We start from the raw sequence: 4,959 nt of genomic DNA on the forward strand, positions 1-4,959 counted from the left end.
CGCCGGTGATCGACGCGCGGTTCAGTTACCGCGGAGAGGATGTCGTGGCCACGCTCGATCGAACCTGTCGGAAGGCGGGTTATCCGAAGACCATCAGGGTGAACAATGGCAGCGAGTTCGTGTCGCGAGACATGGATCTATGGGCTTATCCGAGGGGTGTGACCCTGGACTTCTCGCGGCCTGGCAAGCCGACGGACACGGATGTTGTAGAAAAGCCCTTTCAAGCAGGTGCAGGCATTTTCTTCTCTCTCTGAGGCCGGTTGCGAGGCTTGGCTCGCCACCTCGACGTGAAGCCGGCATACTCTTCCTCAGCCGCCTCTACGCGCACCCGTTCAGCGGCCCGCTTTTCCGGGATGTTGTAATCGTAGGCCGCACCACGCTTGGAGTGCTCTGGCGGCAATCCTGCCTTGAGTTCGATGCTACGGAACTTGCGGGCCAGCAACGCCGGTCGCACCCAGATGTAGTCCTCACCTTTGGTCAGCATATGCCAGATGATCATGGCGAGCTTGCGTGCCGTGGCGACAGCGGCGATGGGCTTCCCCCTCTTGGCTGCCACCCTCTGGAAGAAGGCGCGTAGCGGACCCGGCGAACGCGCCGCTGCCCATGCAGCTTCAACGAGCATTCCGCGTGCCTGGCCTCGACCCTGCTTGGTTATCCTCCCGTGATAAGCGCGGCCCTCGCCAGACTGGCGCGTGCTCGGGTTCAATCCAAGGTAGCCGACCAACTTGGTTGGATCGTCAAAGCGCCGCACATCGCCGATGGCGGCCGCGACGCCGGATGCGACGGTCATATCGACGCCGGGCAGTGTCATCAGGCGTCTGATGGCCGGGTCAGCCATGGCCACTTTGGCAATATCGGCCTCTACGTCCTTGAGGGACCCTTCGATGAGATCAATCTGGGCCAGGTGCCGTTGAACGGCAGCCCGTTCATCATCCGGAAGTCGTTGGGCAGCAATCCACTTCCGCCCGCTTATGCCGGTCAGGTTGCCGTGCGGGCACGGCGGGATCAGATGGGCATGCAGGATCGACTGGATGAGGTTCTTCAGCCGTACTCGCTGGCGGATCAGCTGGGTGCGTCGGGCCACTTGTCGTCGAAGGGCGAGTGTTGCTTCGTCGGGAACCCAGACTTCCGGCAGGAAGCCCGATGCATAGAGTTTGGCCAACACCGCAGCATCGATCGCATCGGTCTTGACCTTGGCATGCGCGATCAGTCTCACCTGCTTCGGGTTGGCGATGACGACGCGATCGACGTGTGGGGCAAGGACCTCGACCACCGCTGCGGCGTTGCCAGTCGCCTCGACGATCACGTGATCGTCATGCGTGAGCTGCGTCCTGGCGAACTCTTCCAGGCGCTCGCGTAACATGGGGATACGGCCGAGCTTCACCAACTTGCCATCGAGCAGCGCCACGGCCTCGGCCGCTACCCGGTGGATGTCCATGCCAACAATCCGCATAGCCTCCACCTTGGTCCAACAAGGTTCAGGGAGCTGGCGGGCGACACGACAATTACGGATCCGCGCTCGCAGCGCATCCGGGCTAGTCGCAGGGGCGGCCAGATAACGACCTCGAGCTCGCAGCTCATGTCTGTGCGACGGCCTGCCCGCACTTTGCGTGCTCCCGGTGCCCCATGGCCCGGATCAGCAGAACCTAGCAGGTCATGCTGATCTCAGGAACGAGTCACCGACATGCATCATGCCGGATAATGCCTTCATCGAAACGTTCAACAGCAAGCTGCACAGCGAATGAGTGAACACGCCCTAGTTCCTGTCGCTGGAAGACGCTTGCGAGAAGCTGGACCGCTGGCGTAGACACTACAACGAAGAGCGACCGCACAGCGCGATCGGGAATATCCCCCCGATCATGTTGGCAAATCCGACCGGGGCCACCAGCCCTCCGGACCCGGATCAGGCGGAAAACTCTAGACCCGAGCGGTCCAAGGTTGGGTAGCAGAGCAAAAACGGCCCGGCTCTAATCCCAGCTGGTGGAAAGCATGGGGTCACGTCATCGGGACCAAACATCTAGTGCATTGCTACATGCGGGTTGAGACCAACTTGGAATGCATCCCGGCCTTTGTCAGAATCATAAATGGTGACCACCGACCCATATGCGGGATTCGTTGAACAGCAGCGTGATTTCCCGGCGCGCTTCAACAGCGTCGTGCGCGCAGATTGCCTCCACTAGCCGATCGTGGCGGCGCATCAGCCAAGGCAGCTTGGCAGGATCAATCGGCGGCAACGCATGGATGCCGAATCTTAGCAAGATCCTGATAAACAAAGAAAGAGCGCGATTTCCAGTCCTATCCGCAATCGTTCCGTGCAGGACCATTGAACGGGCGAGAAAATCTTCCACGCTGGCTTGGCCGAGATAGCTCAAGGCATTTCGAAGGGCAGTGCAGTCAGGTTCCGAAGCCGTTCCGGCAAGCTTTTCGACTGCAAGCACTTCCAGAGTGGATTGCGTTTCCCATAAATGCAGCGCGGCAATCTCAGTCGTTCGCAGATAGGTGCATACCACCTCTTCAGTGTAAGTTGAATCCGGTCTGCCGATTAGGACACCGCCTTGCACCCCGCTCTTGACGTGCACGACACCGTGTAGTTCGAGTTGCCTGAGCGCTTCGCGCAGGACCGCGCGGCTGACTGAGTGTTTCTTTTGCAAGGCCGCCTCATTGCCTAGGTTCGTACCCTCGACACACCCGGCGCGTTCGATATCCTCCACGATTGCAAATGCGACCCGCTCGCTCAGCTTCAGGTCGATGTTTTGGGATTCAAACCAGTCGGGCAACTCTTCAAAGTAATTGGCGATGCCTCTACGTCCTCTCGAGCTTGTCATCGGTGTGGTCATGGCCAGCAAGCGGCGGTACACATCCTGACGGACCAGCCGCTCGGCATCCTTGTCCCGACCTGCAAGAATGGTGTCGACCAGCTCCTTCTTGAACCGAGTTGATTGCTCGCGGTCGCGCAGAAAAACACTTTCCTCCACTCGCAAGACGCGCAGAATGTCGCGCAACACTCCGTTGAGTGTTTCGATAAACAGCGGAAGCGAAGGGTTTCGTGTTGCCTTAGCGATCGCGACGCGGATTCGCATGTTGTTCGCAACACTATCGACAACGCTCGACGTCTGCTCCAACTGCTCCAGCGCCGCGAGCATTTCGCTGCGGCTTTCGTCGTCGATCCGCTGGCTTGCGAGGCGAGCGGCAGTGAGTTCAAGCTGCTCATGCACCTCATGCTGTTCGCCAAAGCTTACGCGAGTCAGTTCGAGAAACGTCATCATGGCGCGGATCGCGGCACCACGGGGCCTAGCGAGAACTACCAGGCCTCCACCCACGCCACGTCGTGTGGTTGCCGCGCCGTGACGCTCGACTTGCCGCACCGCTTCGCGGAATGTGGCGCGCGAGATGGAGTACCGCAAACGGAGGTCGCGCTCTGTGCCGAGAGTATCACCCTCGATCCATCCCCTTGCGATAATGTCATCGACAATCTTGTGCGCAATCTGCTCACCGAGCTTCTGCTTGCGCGCCCGACCTGAAACGAACGCGTCGCGACCAACGTTTTCGGTTTTGCTGCTCAAAGCGAAATTGGCTCCTCGTTTATGACGCATTCTGGTGACCACTATATTTATGGCACTCATGCGTGCGAAGGGTCAGCTGTGCTGCTACTGCCGCAGAGATAGCGATGGCTCGGATCATGAGTTGCAACGCTTTCGGCTATATTATGGCCGAATGTCTTAGAATCCGCAAGAAACCTCCCTTAGGCACTGGCATACTGACAGACTCTGAAGCAGCGGCGTGCTGCAGCTTGCAGCCGAAATGGACAAGGATTTCTCCGAAGAAGCCAAGTCCCCGCTCTGACATGCGGCCTTTGACTCCTGCGGCATAACTAGTATACTATTTATGATGTGACGGTCGATGATGGCTTGTCATATCTTGAGGATTCGGCTTGAAAGGAGTCACATGCCCGTTAATGCGCAGGCTGTTATCGACCGGGCTTTTGCCCCCGTAACCGACGCCTACGGCTTCGAGCGCACGATCCTTTATGCACTTGGTGTGGGTGCCGCGACCGACCTCGCACCTTCTGACATGACTTTGGTCTATGAAAGGGGGTTAAAGGCATTGCCGACCATGGCGGTCGTCCTTGGCAACGAGAGCTTCTGGATGGATGACCCCGAGACCGGGATAACATTTGCTCAGGTCCTCCATGGTGAGCAGGGACTGGAAATACACAAGCCGCTTCCCCCGTCAGCGAAGCTGATCGGCCAGACTTCGGTCGAGGGTCTGTTTGACAAGGGCACCAAAGGCGCGGTGCTTCTGTTGAAACGTACATTGCACGATGATGCGGCCGGTGACCTGATTGCGACCGTGCGGGCGAGCGTATTCCTCCGTGCTGATGGCGGCTTTGGCGGAAGTTGCAAAGGGCAGCCATTGCCGTACCCGATACCCGACAGGAAGCACGATTTGTCTATCGCTCTGCCTACACGCCCGGATCAGGCCCTGATCTACCGACTTTCGGGTGACTTCAACCCTCTTCATGTCGATGCCGTTCTTGCGCATACCGCTGGGTTCGATCGCCCAATCCTCCAAGGGCTTTGTAGCTACGGCATTGCAGGTCGCGCCATCATCAGGGCATTGTGCAACGGCGATCCCGAACGGATCACCCGCCTTGACGTCCGATTCTCCGCACCAGTCTATCCGGGTGAAACGCTCGTCACCGAAATCTGGCGAGAAGGACCCGGTCGTGCCGCCTTTCGCGTCCGGATTGCGGAGCGAAATGTTGTCGCCCTCAATAATGGGCTGGTTGAGTACAAGATCTGATGTGCTCTGCCACCTGAAAACTGGATCGTTTTGAGCTAGAGTTTTCGGCCTCAGATTTTGACCTGCCCCCCGGCAGTCCCTCGATCATAACGAGAGTCCAGCGGTTAAATACGATGGCCCGGACGCCTGCACAAGCGCGTCGGGCATGATGCTCTC

At 58.7% G+C, this 4,959-nt stretch carries 3 protein-coding genes and 2 pseudogenes; 3 read left to right on the forward strand and 2 right to left on the reverse strand.

Going from position 1 to position 4,959, the window contains the following annotated elements; genetic code table 11:
- Positions 1-212 (forward strand): annotated as a pseudogene (locus HGI47_RS21970) (DDE-type integrase/transposase/recombinase); the annotation flags it as partial.
- An 8-nt stretch (positions 213-220) separates the two neighbouring features.
- Here the strand turns inward: HGI47_RS21970 and HGI47_RS21975 are convergent.
- Complete coding sequence (locus HGI47_RS21975; protein WP_206066364.1) at positions 221-1,453, reverse strand: IS110 family transposase; 1,233 nt, start codon at positions 1,451-1,453, stop codon at positions 221-223.
- Positions 1,454-1,697: 244 nt separating this feature from the next.
- On the opposite strand from HGI47_RS21975, the pseudogene HGI47_RS21980 reads away from it, so the two are divergent.
- Positions 1,698-1,946 (forward strand): annotated as a pseudogene (locus tag HGI47_RS21980) (transposase); the annotation flags it as partial.
- Between the two features lie 132 nt (positions 1,947-2,078).
- Here HGI47_RS21980 and HGI47_RS21985 read toward each other — a convergent pair.
- On the reverse strand, positions 2,079-3,623 hold the full coding sequence (locus HGI47_RS21985; RefSeq protein ID WP_168854884.1) for a FadR/GntR family transcriptional regulator: 1,545 nt from the start codon (positions 3,621-3,623) through the stop codon (positions 2,079-2,081).
- Between the two features lie 322 nt (positions 3,624-3,945).
- Here HGI47_RS21985 and HGI47_RS21990 point away from each other — a divergent pair, with 322 nt between their 5' ends.
- Positions 3,946-4,803 (forward strand): MaoC/PaaZ C-terminal domain-containing protein, encoded by an 858-nt coding sequence (locus tag HGI47_RS21990; protein WP_168854885.1) that lies wholly within the window; start codon positions 3,946-3,948, stop codon positions 4,801-4,803.
- Positions 4,804-4,959: the final 156 nt, after the last annotated feature.

Origin of the sequence: Novosphingobium sp. ERN07 (assembly GCF_012641335.1) — a bacterium.
Lineage (GTDB): Bacteria > Pseudomonadota > Alphaproteobacteria > Sphingomonadales > Sphingomonadaceae > Novosphingobium.